This window comes from Brevundimonas variabilis (assembly GCF_014199945.1).
Lineage (GTDB): Bacteria > Pseudomonadota > Alphaproteobacteria > Caulobacterales > Caulobacteraceae > Brevundimonas > Brevundimonas variabilis.
On sequence record NZ_JACHOR010000002.1, the window covers coordinates 181,150 to 199,756 of the forward strand.

23 protein-coding genes are annotated in these 18,607 nt (G+C 62.4%); 9 read left to right on the top strand and 14 right to left on the bottom strand.

Annotated elements, in window-relative coordinates:
- Nucleotides 1–26: 26 nt before the first annotated feature.
- Both GGR13_RS05555 and GGR13_RS05560 read left to right on the top strand, forming a co-directional pair.
- Nucleotides 27–1,697: a lysine--tRNA ligase gene (locus GGR13_RS05555; protein WP_183212514.1), complete on the top strand. Its 1,671-nt coding sequence runs from the start codon at nucleotides 27–29 to the stop codon at nucleotides 1,695–1,697.
- Between the two features lie 125 nt (nucleotides 1,698–1,822).
- Nucleotides 1,823–2,293: an SH3 domain-containing protein gene (locus GGR13_RS05560; RefSeq protein ID WP_183212515.1), complete on the top strand. Its 471-nt coding sequence runs from the start codon at nucleotides 1,823–1,825 to the stop codon at nucleotides 2,291–2,293.
- A gap of 71 nt (nucleotides 2,294–2,364) precedes the next feature.
- Here the strand turns inward: GGR13_RS05560 and GGR13_RS05565 are convergent, their stop codons facing one another.
- The 5 genes from GGR13_RS05565 to GGR13_RS05585 all read right to left on the bottom strand — a co-directional run bounded on the left by GGR13_RS05565 (nucleotide 2,365) and on the right by GGR13_RS05585 (nucleotide 5,085).
- Nucleotides 2,365–3,000, bottom strand: coding sequence for a S24 family peptidase (locus tag GGR13_RS05565; protein ID WP_183212516.1), 636 nt, complete (start codon nucleotides 2,998–3,000; stop codon nucleotides 2,365–2,367).
- A 64-nt stretch (nucleotides 3,001–3,064) separates the two neighbouring features.
- A complete protein-coding gene (locus GGR13_RS05570; protein ID WP_183212517.1) occupies nucleotides 3,065–3,493 on the bottom strand; it encodes a hypothetical protein in 429 nt (142 codons plus the stop codon).
- Nucleotides 3,494–3,580: 87 nt separating this feature from the next.
- On the bottom strand, nucleotides 3,581–3,919 hold the full coding sequence (locus GGR13_RS05575) for a hypothetical protein (protein WP_183212518.1): 339 nt from the start codon (nucleotides 3,917–3,919) through the stop codon (nucleotides 3,581–3,583).
- Between the two features lie 318 nt (nucleotides 3,920–4,237).
- The gene (locus GGR13_RS05580) at nucleotides 4,238–4,630 is read right to left on the bottom strand and encodes a PaaI family thioesterase (protein WP_183212519.1); all 393 of its coding nucleotides are present in this window, start codon (nucleotides 4,628–4,630) and stop codon (nucleotides 4,238–4,240) included.
- Complete coding sequence (locus tag GGR13_RS05585; RefSeq protein WP_183212520.1) at nucleotides 4,627–5,085, bottom strand: PaaI family thioesterase; 459 nt, start codon at nucleotides 5,083–5,085, stop codon at nucleotides 4,627–4,629. Before GGR13_RS05585 ends, GGR13_RS05580 begins: the two co-directional genes overlap by 4 nt.
- 137 nt (nucleotides 5,086–5,222) lie before the next feature.
- Here GGR13_RS05585 and GGR13_RS05590 point away from each other — a divergent pair, with 137 nt between their 5' ends.
- The gene (locus GGR13_RS05590) at nucleotides 5,223–6,254 is read left to right on the top strand and encodes a ligase-associated DNA damage response exonuclease (protein ID WP_183212521.1); all 1,032 of its coding nucleotides are present in this window, start codon (nucleotides 5,223–5,225) and stop codon (nucleotides 6,252–6,254) included.
- 5 nt (nucleotides 6,255–6,259) lie between these two features.
- Here the strand turns inward: GGR13_RS05590 and GGR13_RS05595 are convergent, their stop codons facing one another.
- Nucleotides 6,260–7,876, bottom strand: coding sequence for a response regulator (locus tag GGR13_RS05595; protein ID WP_183212522.1), 1,617 nt, complete (start codon nucleotides 7,874–7,876; stop codon nucleotides 6,260–6,262).
- Between the two features lie 203 nt (nucleotides 7,877–8,079).
- Between GGR13_RS05595 and queC the strand changes: the two genes are divergently transcribed.
- From queC to GGR13_RS05610, 3 genes are read left to right on the top strand one after another with little or no spacing between them, the layout of a single operon-like run.
- On the top strand, nucleotides 8,080–8,796 hold the full coding sequence (queC, locus tag GGR13_RS05600; protein ID WP_183213099.1) for a 7-cyano-7-deazaguanine synthase QueC: 717 nt from the start codon (nucleotides 8,080–8,082) through the stop codon (nucleotides 8,794–8,796).
- A complete protein-coding gene (gene queE / locus GGR13_RS05605; protein WP_183212523.1) occupies nucleotides 8,793–9,428 on the top strand; it encodes a 7-carboxy-7-deazaguanine synthase in 636 nt (211 codons plus the stop codon). Before queC ends, queE begins: the two co-directional genes overlap by 4 nt.
- 1 nt (nucleotide 9,429) lies before the next feature.
- Nucleotides 9,430–9,795, top strand: coding sequence for a 6-pyruvoyl trahydropterin synthase family protein (locus GGR13_RS05610; protein WP_183212524.1), 366 nt, complete (start codon nucleotides 9,430–9,432; stop codon nucleotides 9,793–9,795).
- A 2-nt stretch (nucleotides 9,796–9,797) separates the two neighbouring features.
- On the opposite strand, the gene GGR13_RS05615 is transcribed toward GGR13_RS05610, so the two are convergent.
- The 5 genes from GGR13_RS05615 to GGR13_RS05635 form a co-directional block, all read right to left on the bottom strand.
- Nucleotides 9,798–10,070, bottom strand: coding sequence for a hypothetical protein (locus tag GGR13_RS05615; protein WP_183212525.1), 273 nt, complete (start codon nucleotides 10,068–10,070; stop codon nucleotides 9,798–9,800).
- A gap of 77 nt (nucleotides 10,071–10,147) precedes the next feature.
- Nucleotides 10,148–10,354 (bottom strand): hypothetical protein, encoded by a 207-nt coding sequence (locus GGR13_RS05620; protein WP_183212526.1) that lies wholly within the window; start codon nucleotides 10,352–10,354, stop codon nucleotides 10,148–10,150.
- 20 nt (nucleotides 10,355–10,374) lie between these two features.
- Nucleotides 10,375–11,070: a pirin family protein gene (locus GGR13_RS05625; RefSeq protein ID WP_183212527.1), complete on the bottom strand. Its 696-nt coding sequence runs from the start codon at nucleotides 11,068–11,070 to the stop codon at nucleotides 10,375–10,377.
- Nucleotides 11,071–11,155: 85 nt separating this feature from the next.
- Complete coding sequence (gene aroC, locus GGR13_RS05630; protein ID WP_183212528.1) at nucleotides 11,156–12,241, bottom strand: chorismate synthase; 1,086 nt, start codon at nucleotides 12,239–12,241, stop codon at nucleotides 11,156–11,158.
- 9 nt (nucleotides 12,242–12,250) lie between these two features.
- On the bottom strand, nucleotides 12,251–12,982 hold the full coding sequence (locus GGR13_RS05635; RefSeq protein ID WP_183212529.1) for a DnaJ C-terminal domain-containing protein: 732 nt from the start codon (nucleotides 12,980–12,982) through the stop codon (nucleotides 12,251–12,253).
- A 121-nt stretch (nucleotides 12,983–13,103) separates the two neighbouring features.
- Here GGR13_RS05635 and pdxH point away from each other — a divergent pair, with 121 nt between their 5' ends.
- Nucleotides 13,104–13,778, top strand: a complete 675-nt coding sequence (pdxH, locus tag GGR13_RS05640; RefSeq protein WP_183212530.1) for a pyridoxamine 5'-phosphate oxidase — start codon at nucleotides 13,104–13,106, stop codon at nucleotides 13,776–13,778.
- Here the strand turns inward: pdxH and GGR13_RS05645 are convergent.
- On the bottom strand, nucleotides 13,769–14,392 hold the full coding sequence (locus GGR13_RS05645) for a TetR/AcrR family transcriptional regulator (RefSeq protein ID WP_183212531.1): 624 nt from the start codon (nucleotides 14,390–14,392) through the stop codon (nucleotides 13,769–13,771). The two genes, pdxH and GGR13_RS05645, sit on opposite strands and share 10 nt — an antisense overlap.
- Before the next feature lie 90 nt (nucleotides 14,393–14,482).
- Nucleotides 14,483–15,130: a uridine kinase gene (gene udk / locus GGR13_RS05650; protein ID WP_183212532.1), complete on the bottom strand. Its 648-nt coding sequence runs from the start codon at nucleotides 15,128–15,130 to the stop codon at nucleotides 14,483–14,485.
- A gap of 181 nt (nucleotides 15,131–15,311) precedes the next feature.
- Between udk and GGR13_RS05655 the strand changes: the two genes are divergently transcribed.
- Nucleotides 15,312–16,958 carry a long-chain-fatty-acid--CoA ligase gene (locus GGR13_RS05655; RefSeq protein ID WP_183212533.1) on the top strand — a complete coding sequence of 549 codons (1,647 nt, stop codon included), beginning with the start codon at nucleotides 15,312–15,314 and terminating at the stop codon, nucleotides 16,956–16,958.
- Nucleotides 16,959–17,042: 84 nt separating this feature from the next.
- On the top strand, nucleotides 17,043–17,621 hold the full coding sequence (locus tag GGR13_RS05660) for a hypothetical protein (RefSeq protein WP_183212534.1): 579 nt from the start codon (nucleotides 17,043–17,045) through the stop codon (nucleotides 17,619–17,621).
- On the opposite strand, the gene GGR13_RS05665 is transcribed toward GGR13_RS05660, so the two are convergent.
- Nucleotides 17,606–18,496 (bottom strand): MBL fold metallo-hydrolase, encoded by an 891-nt coding sequence (locus tag GGR13_RS05665; protein ID WP_183212535.1) that lies wholly within the window; start codon nucleotides 18,494–18,496, stop codon nucleotides 17,606–17,608. The genes GGR13_RS05660 and GGR13_RS05665 overlap by 16 nt on opposite strands.
- Nucleotides 18,497–18,607: the final 111 nt, after the last annotated feature.

An 18,607-nucleotide genomic window follows, 5' to 3' on the forward strand; every position in this document is an offset into this window, starting at 1 on the left:
CAGGCCCAGCGGCCAAACCCCGTCCCATGTTGAAGAACCTCGAAACCCTCGCCGCCGAAGCCAAGTCCTGGCCGTTTGAACAGGCCCGCAATCTGCTGGCCCACGTGCTCAAGAAGCGGCTGGCCGAGGCCGATCGCGCGAGGGCGGCGGCCATGATCGCGGCAGGCAGGACCGATGAGGCTCTCGCCACGTTCGAGGCCTTGCGCCGTCCGGTAATCCTCGAAACCGGATATGGCCCTTCCGGCCTGCCTCATATGGGGACGTTCGGCGAGGTGGCGCGCACAACCATGGTGCGCAATGCGTTCCGGGCCCTGACCGGCGACCACTGGCCTACGCGCTTGATCGCCTTTTCGGACGACATGGATGGTCTGCGAAAAGTGCCGGAGGGGATTCCCAATCCGGAAATGCTGACTGAGGACCTGCACAAGCCGTTGACAGTAGTGCGGGATCCGTTCGGGACACACGAGAGTTTCGGTGCGCACAACAATGCCCGGCTCCGGACGTTCCTGGACGGCTTCGGCTTCGAATACGAGTTCCTGTCCTCGACGGAACAATACCGCTCCGGGCGGTTCGATCAGACCCTGCTGACGCTGCTGGAGAGGTTCGACGCGGTTCAGGCCATCATGCTGCCGACCCTGGGGCCAGAGCGGCGCGAGACCTATTCGCCCTTCCTGCCGGTCAGCCCCGCCACCGGCCATGTCCTGCAGGTACCGACTCTCAGCCGCGATGTCCTGGCGGGGACAATCACCTTCGAAGATCCGTCCGCCGGGACGACGACGGTGCCGGTGACAGGCGGGCATGTGAAGCTGCAATGGAAACCGGACTGGGCCATGCGCTGGACCGCGCTGGATGTCGATTACGAGATGTCCGGGAAGGACCTGATCGAAAGCGTGCGGGAGTCGTCCAAGGTCTGCCGTGCCTTGGGCGGCACGCCGCCTGAAGGTTTCAACTATGAACTCTTCCTCGACGTCGAGGGGCGCAAGATCTCGAAGTCAAAGGGCAATGGCCTGACGATGGAGCAGTGGTTGCGATATGGCACGCCCGAGAGCCTGAGCTGGTACATGTTCCAGTCTCCGAAATCGGCCAAAAGCCTGCATTTCAATGTCATTCCCCGCGCGATCGATGACTATCTGGCGGCAATCGAAGCCTACAAGACTCAGGATCCATCAAAGCAGATTGATAATGCCGTGTGGTCGATCCACGCCGGCAGCCCGCCGACCCATACGTCGCCGGTCTCGTTTGCCCTGCTCCTGAACCTCGTCGGTGTCGCCAATGCATCGAACAAGGCTCAGCTATGGGCCTATTTTGCCAGATACCTGCCGGAGGCGACGCCGGAGTCCGAGCCGCTTCTTGACCAGCTGATGGAGCGGGCGCTGAACTATTACGAGGATTTCGTGAAGCCTACGAAGTCCTACCGCTTGCCGGACGAACGGGAAAAGACGGCTCTGCTGGATCTCGCCGAGCGGTTGAGGGCCCTTCCCGAGGGCACGACGGACGGCGAGCTGATCCAGGGCGAGGTCTATGCCGTCGGCAAGGCGCATGGTTTCGAGCCGCTGCGCGGCTGGTTTGCCGCTCTTTATGAAGTCCTGCTTGGAGCTTCCCAGGGCCCGCGCTTCGGATCGTTCGCGGCAATCTATGGTCTGGGCCAGACCGTCGCTCTGATCGAAGCGGGAGCACGGGGCGAGCTGGCCGGTTGAACGAAGTCGGCTGGTCTCGACATCCGGCCAACATGAACCGAAAATAACTGTGAAGCTCGGGGAGCCTTCATGGTGGCCGGTGCATTGTACGGTCATCGACGCAAGCGCGATGACAGGAGAGACCCATGTCCAAGATGATCAAGACCACATTCGCCACTGCAGCCGCCCTCGCGGCTCTCGTGACCGCTGTTCCCATGGCTGCTTCTGCCCAGCAGGCCAATGGGATCACCAACTGCGACGCGCCCGGTGGCCGTCAGCGCGCCGGTGCCCTGATCGGTGCCGTTGTGGGCGGTCTGGCCGGTAGCCAGCTGGCGTCCAATGAGCGTGCCCTTGGTGCCGTGGCCGGTGCCGGCGCAGGCGCTGCAGCAGGGTCGTACATCGGTTGCAACCAGCAGCGTGGACGGGCTGCTGTCTCGGCTGGCGGTGCCTACCGTGCCACCTCGAACCTGCGCATCCGCTCGGGTCCCGGCACGAACTACGGCGTTCGTGGCACCCTGCAGGCCGGTCAGCCTTTCAGCGCGATCGGATCGCAGGGCGAGTGGGTCCAGATCGCCGGTGGTGGCTGGGTGAACGCCAACTATGTGACCGCCAACTAGGTCTTAAAAGGCCGAACGTGAAAGGCCGCTCCGATCGGGGCGGCCTTTTTCGTCGCGGGCGCTGAGCTGTCTTACTGGCTGACCCAGAGAATGCGCGACATCCATGCGATGTCTCGCCGTGCCAGGATGCGCGGTTCGTAGGCGGGATTGATCGAGACCAGCGTCAACGCCTGGGACGTCAGGCGGCCGATTTCCTTTGCTATTGTTTCCCCCGTGCGGGTCTGGACAACCACCCTGTCACCCTTGCGAACATTGTGTGCGTCGCGATCGACAATCACGCAGTCACCCTCGCGGTAGAGAGGCGTCATGGAGTCCCCGCTTATCCGCAAGCCGAACAGGCTTTCGCGCCTGGGCAGCAGATCGGCCGCTTCCCACCCGTCTCCGGTCGGCAGTCCCGCTTCATCGAAATAGCCCTCCGTACCAGCCTGGGCCATGCCAATGACCGGAACAGTCTGGCGAACGTCCGCCGCGTCGCCAGCGAGCGCAGCAAACTCTCCCAGAGAGGTTTGAGTGACCCGAAGGATCCTTGTCAGGCTCTCGGTCGAGGGCCAGCGAGGACGAGGCGGATTTCCCGGGCCGATGCGCTTTGACGGGTTGAAGGCTGTGGGGTCGAGACCCGCCCGTATCGCCAGGCCAGACGCGGACAGACCCTCTCGTCGCGCCAGACTGTCGACAGCTATCCAGAGGTTTGCATGGGAGAGGGGCAAGACTGTCGCGTTGGGCTGTCAGGAGCGGACTACACCGGAGACTGTGTGTCCTAGGACTTTATGCCTATTCGATCCCGGCCGCCACACGTTCCTGCCACGCCCAGAACGTCCCGACGGCAAGGGCAATCAAGACGCCGTATCCGGCCAGGCTAATCACTGTGATTACTGCTGCGCGTGTTGATTGCAGATCCGTAAATGCAACCAGGTGGCTCATCACGACAATCAGTTGGCAGGCTGCTGCCCAAGTAGGCCAGGTCCGGCGCGCCTTCCAAACGAGGCCCACCAGCACAACCAACATGATGACATCGATGCCAAAGAAAATCATCCGCGTAGTAAAGGACTCGACATTGTCCTGGACAAGCAGGGACGCGAACCACCCCAGAATGTATGTCCCGGCCCAAATGCGCTCAGGTTCGTCGCCCTTCAGGAATGCAAAGCCGCAGACGATTACGACAAAGGCGGCTCCGATCTGTGCGGGTAGCGTATCAAACACAAAGAGCCCTCATGTCATTGGACATGAGGGCTACTATACCGTGACTCCGAATAAGTCGAAACGACCTAAACAAACATTGCTTCGAATTCAGGAAGCGATCTGAAGTTTCGGATACATTGGCTCATCGGGATTGTCCGGCTTGTTCAGCGGCCCGATAGCGTAGGTGCCGTAGCCGAGGCGACGGTGATCCTTGTTGAGTTCAGTGTGGCAGGCCACCATGGCTTCACGAGCAACGGCAAGGGCCGCGATCGCTTCCATGGCCTTTGTCTGCGAGCCCGCCCCCGCCACTGGCGAGAGGCTGAGCGCCGAGCGCGCACCAATCATGGCTTGGACCAGTGTGGTCGCGCGAGCGATTGCGGCATCGACTGCGATTTCAGTTGCCAGCAGGTCACCAGCGACGCTGGCGATGGTTTCAGTCCTATCCACGAAAAGCCCTCCTCAGTTGAATGATGAAGATAGGCTTAACACAAATGGATAACCTTGGGTAGGAATTTCTTTACCATACCCGACAGCGATCAACGTTGCCCCGCCAAGCCCGAGGCGGAGATCGCCGATTCATCGAGGATGATATGGTCAGGCACCCGGTCGGCGTGGCCGGCACTGGAAAAAGATGGACCCTGATCGTTGCTGTGCGGCGCCTGCCAGGCGGACGGCTGCGTCCGACCAGCAGACGGGCCGATTCTACACTTGTCTCCTCGCGAGAGAACCGACGACTCATTCAGGCGATGCCGAAGACGGGGTGGGTCAGTCTGCCAGCAGGAAATGTGCAGTCAGGCTGGCGATCGGCTGGCCCGGCTCGTCCTGCCAGGCCTCCGCCATGACATGAGCCACACGGCGTCCGGCACGCGAAATGGTGGCGCGGGCGTGCACATCGACGGGGCGACCAGACCGCAGATAGGCGACGGTCACATTGATGGGCCGAGGCAATCTAAGCCGTGGATAGCTGAGCGCAACCTGAGCGATCGCTGTCATCTCAAGGAGGGCAGCGGTCGATCCTCCGTGCAGCGCGGGGAGCATCGGATTGCCGATCAGACGATCAGCAAAGGGCATGATTACGGTCAGGGCGTCATCCTGCATCACGGTGCGCAGGCCGAGGAAGCGTGCATAGGGAAGGCGGTCCAGCATGGCCTCGCTCATGATCTCGCCTCCAGATTGGGAGCACGCGCTGCTTCGTCCGTGATCATGTACACGCTCTGGGCGGCAGCGATCGGATCGTCGATACGTTCCTCGAAAGCCCAGGCCCGCACGAAGCCGACAGTTCGCGTCAGGCGATAACACCGCGCTTCGGTCACCAGGTCCAGTCCACGGACACTGGCGCGCATGTAGTCCACACGCAGGTCAAGCGTGGCTATGGGACGGAACGTGCCGAGCGCCAGCCAGATGGCGAGGCCTCCGACATGATCAAGGGCTGTGGTCACGAGTCCACCAGACAGGACCCCGGTATCAGGGTCGCCCACCAGATCTTCCCTCCAGGGAACGCGGATGCGGACACGGTCACCTTCATAGCCCTCATAGACAAAACCCAGTGCGTGGGTGTGCGCGGCGCCACTGGCCAACTGGGGCATGATCTGGTCGAGGAAGGTGTCGGACATCTCGGGTTCCGGCGATTGGCCTGCTGGGCTTTGCCCCGGCACGCGTTCAGCGCGCCGAATCTGCGCGTTTATGACTTTGCCACTGTCGGGCGTCGAGCGCGTTGTGTGGGAATGCCTTCATCCGCCATAGTCCTTGCATGATCCGTCCCGAAGACCTGCTGAGGCCGACCCCCGCAGGGCTGTATTGTCCGCCCGGAGATTTCTACATCGATCCGGTCAGGCCTGTGGCCAGGGCCGTTGTGACCCACGGCCATTCTGACCACGCCCGATCGGGCCACGGGGCCGTTCTTGCCACATCCCAGACCCTGGCGATCATGGCGGAACGCTATGGCGAGGGCTTCACGGACCTTCGTCAGGCTCTCGATTACGGCGACTGGACGACACACAGCGGGGTCGAGATCGGTATGGCACCGGCCGGGCATGTGCTGGGGTCAGCCCAGGCTATCATCCGGCATCAGGGTCTGACCATGGTCGTGTCGGGGGACTACAAGCGGCGACGCGATCCAACATGCGCACAATTTGAGCCCGTTCCGTGCCACGTGTTCATTTCCGAGGCGACGTTCGGGCTTCCCGTCTTCACCCACCCGCCGGATGCCGAGGAAATCGGACGCCTCGTGCAATCTCTTGGCCAGTTTCCTGACCGGGCTCACCTCGTTGGGGCCTATGCGCTCGGCAAGGCCCAGCGGGTGATCCGCCTGCTGCGCGAGGCGGGATGGGAAAGACCGATCTATGTTCATGGTGCGCTGGAGAGGTTGAACCGGCTTTACGAGCGCGAAGGCATCGATCTCGGACCGATCCTTCCGGCCACGGGGCTTAAAAAGGACGCCCTGGGCGGCGAAGTCGCGATCGGTCCGCCATCCGCGATACAGGATCGATGGGCGCGGCGCTTTGCCGATCCCGTAACCGCGTTTGCCTCCGGCTGGATGCTGGTCAAGGCCCGAGCCCGGCAACGGGGTGTGGAGTTGCCCCTAGTGATTTCGGACCATGCCGACTGGGGCGAACTGACCGACACCTTCAACGATCTGCGACCGGAGGAAATCTGGATCACCCACGGCCGCGAAGAGGGGCTGCTGAGATGGGCCGAGATCAACGGCATGAAGGCAAGGGCATTGCGACTGGTCGGGTATGACGAAGAAGACGAGGAGGCTCCGCCAGACAGGCCGGACTGATCCGGTCAGGCCGCGCGGCTGCCGGTCCCTGCGCTTGCGTCCTGCGCCTCCGCAGTCAGGGCAAAGTTTATGGCCATGCGCAAACGCTCTGGCTTGATCGGCTTTTCGACCACTGCGGCCATCCCCAGGGATCTGTAGTGCCGAGCATCGTCAGGATCGGCATTGGCCGTCAGCGCGACGATCGGAATACGGGAGGCGGGCCCGTCCAGAGCGCGGATCGCCTGTGTCGCCTGCATTCCGTCCATGCGCGGCATCTTGATATCCATCAGGATCAGGTCGAACGGGCGATCCTGAGCGGCCTGCACCGCCTCAACGCCGTCCTCCGCCGTTTCTGACGTACAGCCGAACATTTCGCAGAGGGCCTGCGCCACGACGCGGTTGGTCGCGTTGTCGTCGACGATCAGGATGTGGGGACTGGACTGCAGTTCCACGTCTGCCAGCAGCGTTAGATCGACCCGGCTTTCGCTCGGGGCGCTGCAAAGAGTGCAGCGGATATCGAAGGCAAAGGTCGCGCCGCGACCCGTGTTGTTCTCCGCCCAGATCCGTCCGCCCATGCGGTCGACCATCTGCCGACAGATCGAAAGACCGAGCCCCGCACCGTCCGGTCCGGCGCCATGGACAAAGGGCTCGAAAATCTCGTCGACATGCTGGGGATCGATGCCGGGCCCATTATCGCGGACACGGGCTTCCATCCGGATTTCGCCGGCTTCGACCCAGGCCTTCAACCGGGCCTCGACCATCCCGTCCCGGGCAAACTTAAGGGCATTTCCGATCAGATTGTTGAAGACCTGCTTCAGACGGGTCGAGTCGATATCGCCGACAAGGTCCGTATCGCCATCATAGCCGACAAGAAGGATGATGCCGTCCTGAGATGCCCTGGGTGCCCAGAGCGACTCGATGTCGTCCATCAGTGCCCGCAGCGGTGTTGGGGCGAGACTCAGCTCCAGTTCGCCTGCCTCGGCACGCGACAGATCCAGCGCATCCTGCAGAATGCGAATGAGGGTCTCGGAGGAGTCGACGATGGTCTGGATATGCGCCTGTGAGGTCTCGTTGAGGGGCTGCCGGCGAAGGAGCTCGGCAACCGCCAGGACGCCATTCATCGGCGTCCGAAGCTCATGGCTCATGATCGAAAGGAACTGGCTCTTGGCTCTGGCAGCGGCCAGGGTCTGGGTTCTGGAATCGCTCAGTGCCCGGGCCTGCTCCGCCAGTTCACGGTTCTGGCTGCGCTGCTGGTCGTTCACGGCCTTTAGCAGGGAGATCGCGGTTCCAACTCCCTGATAGCGGCCCGCGCGAGTAACGATGAAGCCGCGCATCAACGCCCCGGGCCCGCTTTTCAGCAGGATGTCGCAGAAGGAGTCGATGCTTATGCCCGCCTCGACGACCGCGGGCTCGGGATCCATGATGTTGGCGACAGGGCGACTGGCATACAGCGCGTGACCAAATGGCCCTGCAATCTTTAGTAGAAACGCATTCCGCTCAATCAGCCCGACCGGGCGGCCATCCTCGACCACAGGGATGACGAGTGTATCTGGATCAGCCTGAAATCGCGCGAATACAGCGCTGGCCGGAGCCTTTGGCGACACCGGATCGGCGCGCTCTGTCAGGGTCTCGATGGTCGGCATGCCGGCCGATGCTCCGTGCTATTAAGCAAGAACTACGCACAACCTTTTGCGGAAGGGTTAAGCTCGACCGTATGTTAAAACCTTAAGTTTTGCTCTCACTTTTGCACCTGGACGACAGCTGGTGTATGGCGTGTCGCCAAAGCACAAGTTTTCGAAAGCGACACCCAATGCGCGCGGCCCGGTTGGCCGACCGCAGATTTGTCATGAGCCCTTCACAACTCTCATCCGCAGCCAGCGCGCTCGTCCTTTTTTCTGGCGGGCAGGACAGTGCAACCTGCCTGGCGTGGGCCCTCGAACGCTATGAGCGCGTCGAGACCGTCGGCTTCGACTACGGTCAGCGTCATGCGGTCGAACTCATGGCTCGTCTGAAAGTCAGGGCTGGCATGGGCGATGTGCTGCCGTTGTCCGCTGACCGATTGGGGCCGGATCATGTGATCGACCTGACCGGTTTCGGCGCGATCGGTGAAACGGCAATGACCACGGATCGGGCCATCGAGATTGATGCCCGCGGGCTGCCTTCGACCTTCGTGCCCGGAAGAAATATCGTTTTCCTCGCTGTTGCGGCGGCATTGGCGGATCGCAGGGGGCTCGACGTGCTTGTCGGCGGCATGTGCGAGACCGACTTCTCGGGATACCCCGACTGCCGGCGCGACACCATTGATGCGATGCAGGCCGCGCTCGGCCTCGGGCTGGACAAGCCTGTGCCCATTGAAACGCCGCTGATGTGGCTGACGAAGGCAGAAACCTGGTCGCTGGCTGAGCAGCTTGGCGGGGCAGGGCTGGTCAAGCTGATCGTTGAGGAGAGCCACACCTGCTATCTTGGCGAGCGTGGTACCCTGCACTCATGGGGACATGGCTGTGGGGCCTGCCCCGCGTGCGAACTGAGGTCGGCTGGCCACGCCGAATGGGCCGCCGCATGACCTATTCCGCCAAGGAGGTCTTTCTGACCATACAGGGTGAAGGCGGGCAGGCGGGACGCCCGGCCGTCTTCCTGCGTTTTGCGGGTTGCAACCTTTGGAGCGGGCGAGAGCAGGATCGGTCTTCGGCTGTCTGTTCGTTCTGCGACACCGACTTTGTCGGCACCAACGGGGACGGTGGTGGGAAATTCGATACGGCCGACGGACTGGCTGATCATGTGGCCGCGCTCTGGCGAGGACGGGACGGGGATCCCCGACTGGTGGTCTGCACAGGGGGAGAACCGCTGCTGCAACTTGACGCCCCGCTCATCGCTGCCCTGCACGCACGCCAGTTCGACATCGCAGTCGAGACCAACGGAACGCTCGCAGTCCCTGCAGGGGTTGACTGGATCTGCGTCAGTCCCAAAGCGGATGCGCCGGTCGTCCAGACATCCGGTGCCGAACTGAAGCTTGTCTTTCCTCAGGTTCTGGCCATGCCGGCCCGGTTCGAAGGACTCGATTTCGAGCGGTTCTGGCTTCAGCCCATGGACGGGCCGTCCCAGGCTGAAAATACGGCTGCGGCCCTCGAGTACTGCCTGAAGCATCCGCAATGGCGGCTCAGTGTTCAGACCCATAAATACATTGGCGTGCGTTAGTATGAACCAGTTCGAGATCACCAAGGCGGCCACCTTCGATGCGGCCCACCATTTCCCCAATGAGCCGGACGGCAGTCCTTATCGACGTATGCACGGGCACTCTTTTCAGGTGGAAGCCACGGTGCGCGGAGTGACGCTGGATGGCCATGGGTGGGTCGCTGACCTCGGGGCGCTGGACCGGGCCCTGAAAGCGGCAGCAGAGACGCTGGATCACGGCCTGCTGAACGACCATTCCGGCCTCGAACTGCCGACGCTGGAGCATCTGTGTCTATGGTTCGTGAACAGGCTTCAGCCCGAATGGCCCGGGCTTTGTCGGGTCACGGTGGCAAGGCCGACCATCCACGAGAAATGCACGTTAACGCTCTAGCGTCAGCAGCGTTTGCCCTGCCGCTGACGTTGTTCGCAGCGGCGTTGTTCGCGCTCATATTCGCGTTGCTGCCTCTCGGCGCGGGCCCGGGTCTCAGCATCGGAAGTCGTTACAGCATCAACACTCGCCCCGACCACGGCTCCGGCCGCCCTGGCCGTACCGCCAACGACCGCACCTGCCGTCCCGACGACAGCCCCCACCACGCAGCCCTGCAGCATCAGGGTTACGGCAAGGACGGTTGCGATGGATCCGGCGCGGCGCATTGATCTGATCATGGTCTGCTTCCCCTCGACGTCCTGCGTTACCCATGAAAGGGTGAACAGAGCCTGACTGGCTGGCTCTACCCTGTTGGTCATGACCAGGGCCGCTCGCGAAAATAAGCATAGAAGCCATACCATTCATCCTGCTCCGGATGCGCGGCTTCGTAAGCGTCGCGCTCAACAGGCGACAGGGCGTCCAGCATACGGTGGAAATCGTCGAGATAATCGGCACCGTCGCCCCTGCGCCAGGCGATGGACGTTCGGCCGAGATCGGGAAATGCAATCCATGGGGGCAGCATTCCCCGATCCCTCATCGAGTCTAGAGGCTGTCGACCATGACCAGTTCTGCGTCATCGCGCGCCGTGATGGTGATTTCGGCTTCGTCTGCGATGGCTGCCCCGTCGCGGGCATTCAAGGCAATGCCATTCACGTCCACGGTGCCTGCAGCAGGCACAAGGTAGGCTCGGCGGCCCTGCGCGAGGCGATAGGTGATGGTCTCGCCGGCGTTCAGCGTTGCAGCCAGGACCTTGGCGTCCGCATTGATGGTCAGGGCCTCGTCGGTGGTGTCGCCCGAAGCAAGGACATTGAACTGGCCGCTGCGGTCGCTCTTGGGGAAGGTTCTGGCACCCCATGCGGGTTTAGCCCCCCGCTGATCGGCCTCGATCCAGATCTGGAAGATGGTCGTGGTCTCGTCCTCAAGGTTGAACTCGGAATGGCGCACGCCTGTGCCTGCGCTCATGATCTGGACGTCGCCCGCCGTGGTGCGACCCTTGTTGCCCATTGAGTCTTCGTGCGTGATGGCACCGGTGCGGACATAGGTGATGATTTCCATGTCGGCATGGGGGTGGGGCGGAAAGCCCGATTTTGCAGCAATCTCGTCATCATTCCAGACCCGCAGGCGGCCCCAGTTCATGCGGGCCGGGTCATAGTAATTTGCGAACGAGAAATGGTGGCGGGCTTTCAGCCAGCCATGGTCTGCGCCGCCGAGGCTGGCAAAAGGTCTGACGTCGATCATGATGCGATCTCCCGATACAGGCCGAGCGCACGGTGCGCCGGTTCGGACTTCCATATAGGTAACAGTGTTGGTGGCGGAAGGGGTATCAGCCGATCTGGGCCCTGTGACGCAACATTGCGTCAACCAGGACGCAAGCTGCCATGGCTTCAACCACCGGCACACCGCGGAGAGCGACGCAGGGATCATGCCTTCCCTTGGTGCGAAGGTCTGTGTCGAGCCCGTCCCGTGTCACGGTCCGGCGCGGCGTGAGAATTGACGAGGTCGGCTTGAATGCAAGGCGGGTCGTTATCGGCTGGCCGGTCGAAATGCCGCCAAGGATGCCGCCTGCATGATTTGACCCGAAGATGATCTCACCGTCGGGCCCCATCCGCATTTCGTCGGCATTGTCTTCGCCGGACAGCTCGGCGGAGGCAAAGCCAGCACCAATCTCGACGCCCTTGACGGCATTGATCGACATCAGGGCCGCCGCGAGTTCGGCATCGAGTTTGCCGTACAAAGGGCTGCCCCAGCCGGCAGGGACTCCGGTGATTTCGAGGGCAACGACGGCTCCGATCGACGAGCCGGCTTTCCGGACACTGTCCAGATAGGCTTCCCAAGCCGGAATGACGGTCGATGATGCAGCGAACAGGGGGTTTTCGTAGGTGGCATCGAAGTCCACCTCATCGGTCCCCAACCGGTGCGCACCCAACTGGACGACGCCGGCACGGATCGTGATGTCCGGCCCCAGAACGCGACGCGCAACAGCGCCTGCCGCGACCCGGCTCGCCGTTTCCCGAGCGGAAGACCGGCCGCCGCCCCTGTGGTCCCGGACGCCATACTTTTCCTGGTAGGTCAGGTCCGCATGCCCTGGCCGGTAGGCACGTGCGATCTCGCCGTAGTCCTTCGAACGGGCATCCTCGTTCTGAATCTCGATGGCGATCGGCGTGCCCGTTGTGACAGGACCCGCCCCGTCATCGAACACGCCGGACAGGATGCGGGCTGTGTCACTCTCGTTGCGTTGGGTTACGAACCGGCTGCCGCCCGGCTTTCTGCGATCAAGCCAGGGCTGAAGGTCAGCTTCAGTCAGTGGAATCATCGGCGGACAGCCATCGACAACGCAGCCGATCGCTGGGCCATGGCTTTCGCCCCAGGTCGTGACGCGAAACAGATGACCGAACGTGTTGTGGGACATGATGGCGGCTTAGGCTGCCAGACGCTCCGGCGTCCAGACCCGCGTGAACCGCGACAGCAGATCTTCGGCCGCAGAGGGCGTGTCGGCGCTGCGGATCAGGGTCACGAAAAGATGCCCGGCGGCGCGCGAGCCACGGGCCGGCAGACCCAGGTCCCGCAGCCGCAGACAGATCGTTCCCGTCAGGCCCGGGGTTATCCATGCGGATCGGGGGCCAGCGTGGGTCTCGATTTCAACGCGTCCGCCATCGTCGATCAGCCGTGCCGCTGTTGGCCAGGTCATGTGGATGTCGTTGCCAAGCACCGTAACACCATCTGTCGCCCGGATCAGGACTGGCAAGCGCAGGTTCCGTCCTTCCGGCCCTGCACCTTTGAGGCGGATTTCATCACCGGTCCGAAGGCCGGGAGAAAGTTTGACGCGCAGGGTGCGACCATTGACGCGAACGGTCGTCTTGCCGCCCTGCAGGGCTTGTGTCGGCGTAATGCCGATGACCGGCAGAGGGGTCTGGCGGCTCGGGGGTGCCGCGAGGGGAAGGGGTTTCGCAGCCTGGGCCTGGAGAAGTCGCCATGCTGCAATGGTGCGGCGGAACCGCGTTTCGTCCCCACCTGGCAGATCAGGCCGAGCGGCCTTGATCGCCTTTCGGAAGGTTTCCGTCAGGACGGGCCCGTCAACAGCACCCGTCAGCCCGAGAAGAGCGCGGGCTTCGTAGATCGAGACGATCTCGGACTGGAGACGGGCGGTCATGGGACGATAGAGGCTCAGACAGAGTCAACATGCAGTTAACCGTGCGACACTGGTAACCCTGCGACGTTGTCGAGCTGGCCGGGGGCTGCGCAAAAGATGTGGGAGGCGCTATCAGAACGCCATGACCTACGCTGCAATCCCCCCAAGTCCAACGCGCGAGGAGTATGATCGTGACTATGCTGCTGCTCTCGCAGCCAACGGCGATGACACGATTTTCCAGCGTGAGGATCCGTTTGGACTCTTCATCGAATGGCTCGCTGATGCGCGAGCGCATGAAATCAACGATTCCAATGCGATGGGTCTCTCTACCATCGGCGAAGACGGCATGCCCGACAGCCGGATGGTGCTGCTGAAAGACGTCGATCTGCGAGGTTTCACCTTCTATTCCAATGCGCGGAGTGCCAAGGGGCAGCAACTGGCCGGACATCCGGCGGCGGCGCTGCTGTTCCACTGGAAATCGCTGCGCCGCCAGGTGCGCATTCGGGGAACGATCGAACCTGTGACCGCTGATGAAGCGGACGTCTATTTTGCCAGCCGAGTTCGCGAAAGCCGAATAGGAGCATGGGCTTCGGAACAGTCGCAACCCCTCGAATCGCGGGAAGCTCTGGAAGTCGCGGTGGCGGAGCAGGGGGCGAGGTTTGCGGGCCAGGACGTGCCACGACCTGAAAACTGGACCGGATGGCGGGTCGTGCCAAGCGTGATCGAGTTCTGGCGCGATCGGCCGTTCCGACTGCATGACCGTCTCCGCTTCCAGCGGCACGGTGCGACCTGGGCTACGACGCGGCTTTATCCCTGATGTGATCCATAGCGGGCGAGGAAGGTATCCACGGCATCTTCGGCTATCAGGTCTGCCGGACGAGCGACGTGAACGTCATCGCCGGTCACGAGCGGGACAAAGAACAGTGGGTGTTCGATCATTCCCATCAGTTGTCCCGCAGCCCAGGAGCGTTTGCTGATTTGCAACTCACCTGCGTCGCAAAGCCGTGACAGGCAGGCGATGAGGGGAGCTCCGAAATCCGACCGACCCTTTTCGAAAAAGCCTTCCGCGACATCCTTGAAACGCGGGCGCTCAGCCATGACAAGTCGGAAGACGGACCGTACGAAGGGGTCGCCCATGAAGTTTGCATAGGCCAGTGCAAACTGCAGTATCTGCACACGCGCGGGACCTTCGGCTCCATGAGTGACCTTCGCCATCTCTGCGGCAAAGGCATCGGACGCGGAGACGATCACGGCAGCGAAAAGATCGTCCTTGGACTGGAAGTAGGTGTAGAGGGTCGCAGTTGAAACGGCGGCCTCGCGCGCGATCGGTTCGATCCGGGTCGCGGCATAGCCTCTGGTCATGAAGTGGCGCCGGGCCTGACGCAGGATTGCAGCCCGACGGGGGTCGGCATCAAACAAGGTGTCGTTCATTCCGTGATGCAGTAGGGTCGTGGATATCGTTGTTCTGAACACGCATGTGCGTTTCGGCCCTGTTCTGCAAGTCGCGGGCCATCAAAAGGCTCAGTGCGTCAAGAATCGAGCGAGCAAGGGGTGAGCGAGGACAGGTGCGGCGAGACGCACGACAGCCTGGGGATCTTCCAGCCGAACTGCAGCCGTCGTGTCGGCAATGATGAAGTCTGCATGCGTTCGCGAAGGCTCGGTAAGCCGAACATGACCCGGGCGGACGGTTGCCAGATACTGTGCCACTACTGAATCGGCCGTCCGTCCCCGCTCGGTCTGGTCTCTCAGCAGCCGTCGGATGAAGCGGATGTCGGCAGGTGTGTCCACGAAGACCCGAATGTCGAAAAGGGTCGTCATGGCCGGGGTGCACAGGACGTGCGTGCCCTCGACAATAACGACTTCTGCAGCCGGGATGGCTTCTCCTTCGGGTTCACGACCATGGTGGATGAAAGAGTAGACGGGCGCTGTGACGGGCTTTCCCGCTTTGAGGCGCATCAGATCGGCCATCATGAGATCATGATCACGGGCGCTGACATCGTCGAAGTCGAAGGTGGCGGCATCGAAGCCGGGGAGGGACGCCGCATCCCTGTAATAGCTGTCCTCGCGCATCAGGACCGCGACATCCCGGGGGAGGGCAGCCAGCAACGCTTCTGCAAGCGTGCTTTTTCCGGAGCCAGAGCCCCCCGTGATTGCGATGAGAACGGTCATTGGCCGGCTTGTATCGCTCGCCGCTGCTCTCGAACAGCCGTCCCGGGCCTTCCGGCGCAGTTCGTGGACGGAAAGCGTGTAAGCCTTACCCGGCGTCACGTTGCACGGGACGGCCGTCGCCGATAGTTTGCCGTCCAAGCGCTGCTCCCAATGTCGGCGCAAGAATTTCAGGGAACGCGATATGCACGGACTGATGCAGGACTGGCCGCTGACGGTCGACAAGATCATCGACCACGCCAGCCAATGGCATCCCACGCGTGAAGTCGTGACGCGATCGGTCGAGGGACCCATCGTACGAACCAACTATGGCGAGATCCATCGCCGAGCAAAGCGGGTTTCCAACGTCCTGAAAAGCTGGGGTGTGAACACCGGAGACCGTATCGCGACACTCGCATGGAATACGGGCCGCCACATCGAGGCATGGTATGGCATCATGGGGATCGGTGCCGTCTGCCACACATTGAATCCGCGGCTTTTCCCCGAGCAACTCGTCTACATCATCAATCACGCCGGTGACCGGGTCATCTTCGTCGACCTGACGTTCGTGCCACTGCTGCAGGCGATCCTGCCGCACTGCCCGGGGGTCGAGCGGGTCGTCGTCCTGACCGACATCGATCACATGCCGGACGTGACGTTGCCAGGCCTGGAGTGTTTCGAGACGCTGCTCGAGCAGGCGTCCGAAGACGTGGTCTGGGGTGACTTCCCGGAACAGACCGCCTGTGGGCTGTGCTATACGTCTGGCACGACCGGCAATCCCAAGGGTGTGCTGTACTCGCACCGGTCCAACTTCCTGCACACGCTGATCACGATGCAGGCCACGGTAATGGCGGCAACGCCGAATGATGTGATCCTGCCGGTTGTGCCCATGTTCCATGCCAACGCCTGGGGCCTCGCCTTCACGGGGCCGGCAGCGGGGGTCAAGTTGGTCATGCCGGGTGCGCGCATGGATGGTGCGGCCATTTATGAGCTGCTGGAAACCGAGGGCGTGACGTTCTCGGCAGCGGTTCCGACAGTCTGGCAACTGCTGTTTGACCATATGCGGACCCATCACCTGAAGCTGTCGACCCTGAAAAAGGTCCTCATCGGCGGCTCGGCCGTGCCGGAAGCCCTGATCCGCGGGTTCAACGACGAGTTCGACGTCGAGGTCATCCATGCATGGGGCATGACCGAGACCTCGCCTGTCGGCACCGTCGCAAACATGACGCCCGAGCTGAAAGCGATGCCTTACGACGAGCAGATGAAGTGGCGACTGAAGCAGGGAGTCCCGCCGTTGGGCGTCGAGATCAAGCTCAAGAACTATGCGGGTCAGCCCGTCGTTCACGACGGCTCGACCTATGGCCGGCTGATGGTCAAGGGACCGACCGTTGCCGGAGCCTATTTCAAGGGCGAAGGTGGCGAAATCCTCGACAACGAGGGCTTCTTCGATACCGGCGACGTCTCAACGATCGATGACATGGGGTTCATGCAGATCACCGATCGCGCCAAGGACGTCATCAAGTCCGGGGGCGAGTGGATCAGTTCGATCGAGATCGAGAACATCGCGATGGGCCATCCCAAGGTCGCGCTGGCGGCTGTCATCGGTGCCGCGCATCCCAAATGGGACGAGCGACCGGTGTTGGTCGTCAAGCTGAAGCCCGATCAGGATCAGGACAAGCAGGAACACCTCGATTTCCTTGTTGGCAAGATCGCGAAATGGTGGATGCCCGATGACGTGGTCTTCGTGGACGACATTCCGCTGGGCGCGACGGGAAAGATCGACAAGAAGCTCGTCCGTCAGAACCTCAAGGATTACGTCCTTCCCGCGGCGGCTTTGACCGAGCGGGCCTGAACGGTGGCGGACGGCGCAGACAAGGCGCGCAACGCCGCGGTTGCCGCCCTGGCTGTGTCATGTGCGGCGCCTGTCGTCGTCATAATGTCGGCTTTTGCCGCCCGGATCGGCTTTCTGCCAGTCGATATGGCCGTCGAGGTGTTCACCCTGCGCGTGGCGCAGTCTGTGGCGTTTGCTGCGCCCGCAGCAGTCGTGATCGCGCTCTGGATCACGAGACGGCATTGGCGACGTGGAGCGAAATATGCCGTGCCGGCACTCATCGTTTCCTGTCTCTCTCTTGGCGTGTTCCGTTACCAGACACTGCAAATGGCCCAATCCGGCCCGCTCGATGTCTCGACCAATGCAATCGATCCGCCCGGAATGAGATTACAGGCTGGCGTGCCGGCGACCTGCAACGGGCTTGCTGCTGTTGAAACCCAGTTGCTGCCTGAGGCCGCGGCCTGGGCGCTCCAGGAGCAAGGGTTCGCGATCACGGAGGCTGGCCTGTTCGAGGTGGCGGGGACACGACAGGGGTTCTGGTTCGGGCGCCGTTATGATGCCGTCGTCAGGATCCGCCCGGGGCGCACGGACTTGAGGCTTGCCGCCGCCGGCGACCGAAACGATGGAGGGGCCGTCTGTCGTCAGGCTCTCGCGCTTGCAAAGTCCCTTCAGCCCGCTCTGTAGCGATCGTCCGACGTGACCCGAACCCGGCCCTCGCGCACAAGCTTGTCGAGATGAGCGCGGACGGACAGGCTCGCGGCCGGCCACAGTCGAGGATCGACGGAGGCATAGAGAACAGGCACGATCGTCGCGACCTCTTCATCGCCCGCCATCACGCGTTCCAGAATCTGTGTCTCCCGGGCAAGGCGGTGTGCCCGGTAGGCCGCCAGAAATGGCGCGGGGGCAATGATGGGCGGCCCGTGGGTCGGCCATAGCGTCCGATAGTCCAGCGCGATGACGGTATCCAGGCTGGCCAGATAGTCGGTCATGTTGCCGTCCGGAGGTGCGACGACGGTTGTCGACCAGCCCATCACGTGATCACCGCAGAACAGGGCATCCTCATCCATCAGGGCGAACGCCATATGGCTTAAGGAATGACCTGGCGTGAACAGGGCCTTCATTGTCCAGCCGTCGCCTTCAATCGTCTCACCACCCGACAGGATCACGTCAGGCTGGAAGCGATCGTCTTCGGCCTCATCCAGCGGTCCGGACGCATGCACGGGCTGTGCGGGTGGCTTCGCGGCAAGGATCGGCGCACCGACCGCATCGGCAAGAGGGTGGGCAAGCGATGCGTGATCCCGGTGAGTGTGAGTGACAAGGATATGGCTGACGGTTCGGCTGTCGACAGCTGACAGGATGGCCGTCAGATGGGCCTCATCCAGGGGGCCCGGATCAATGACCGCAACGCCGGCTCCGGCATGATCCTGTCCGACGATGAAGGTGGCCGTACCCGTGAAGGTGAAGGGGCCGGGGTTGTTGGCCACAACGCGCTGGATCAGGGGCGACACCTGATCGCGCCGGCCATACGCAAAATCAAAGTCACGCACAAAGGGGATCATCTTTGGTCCATTCCGGAGCAGACGTCTCGGCCCGGTCCTTGCCTTAACAAGAGGTAAATCGTCCGCGGAGAGCGTGTCTTGGTCCAGTCCATTGCCTTTGGTGTATCAAAA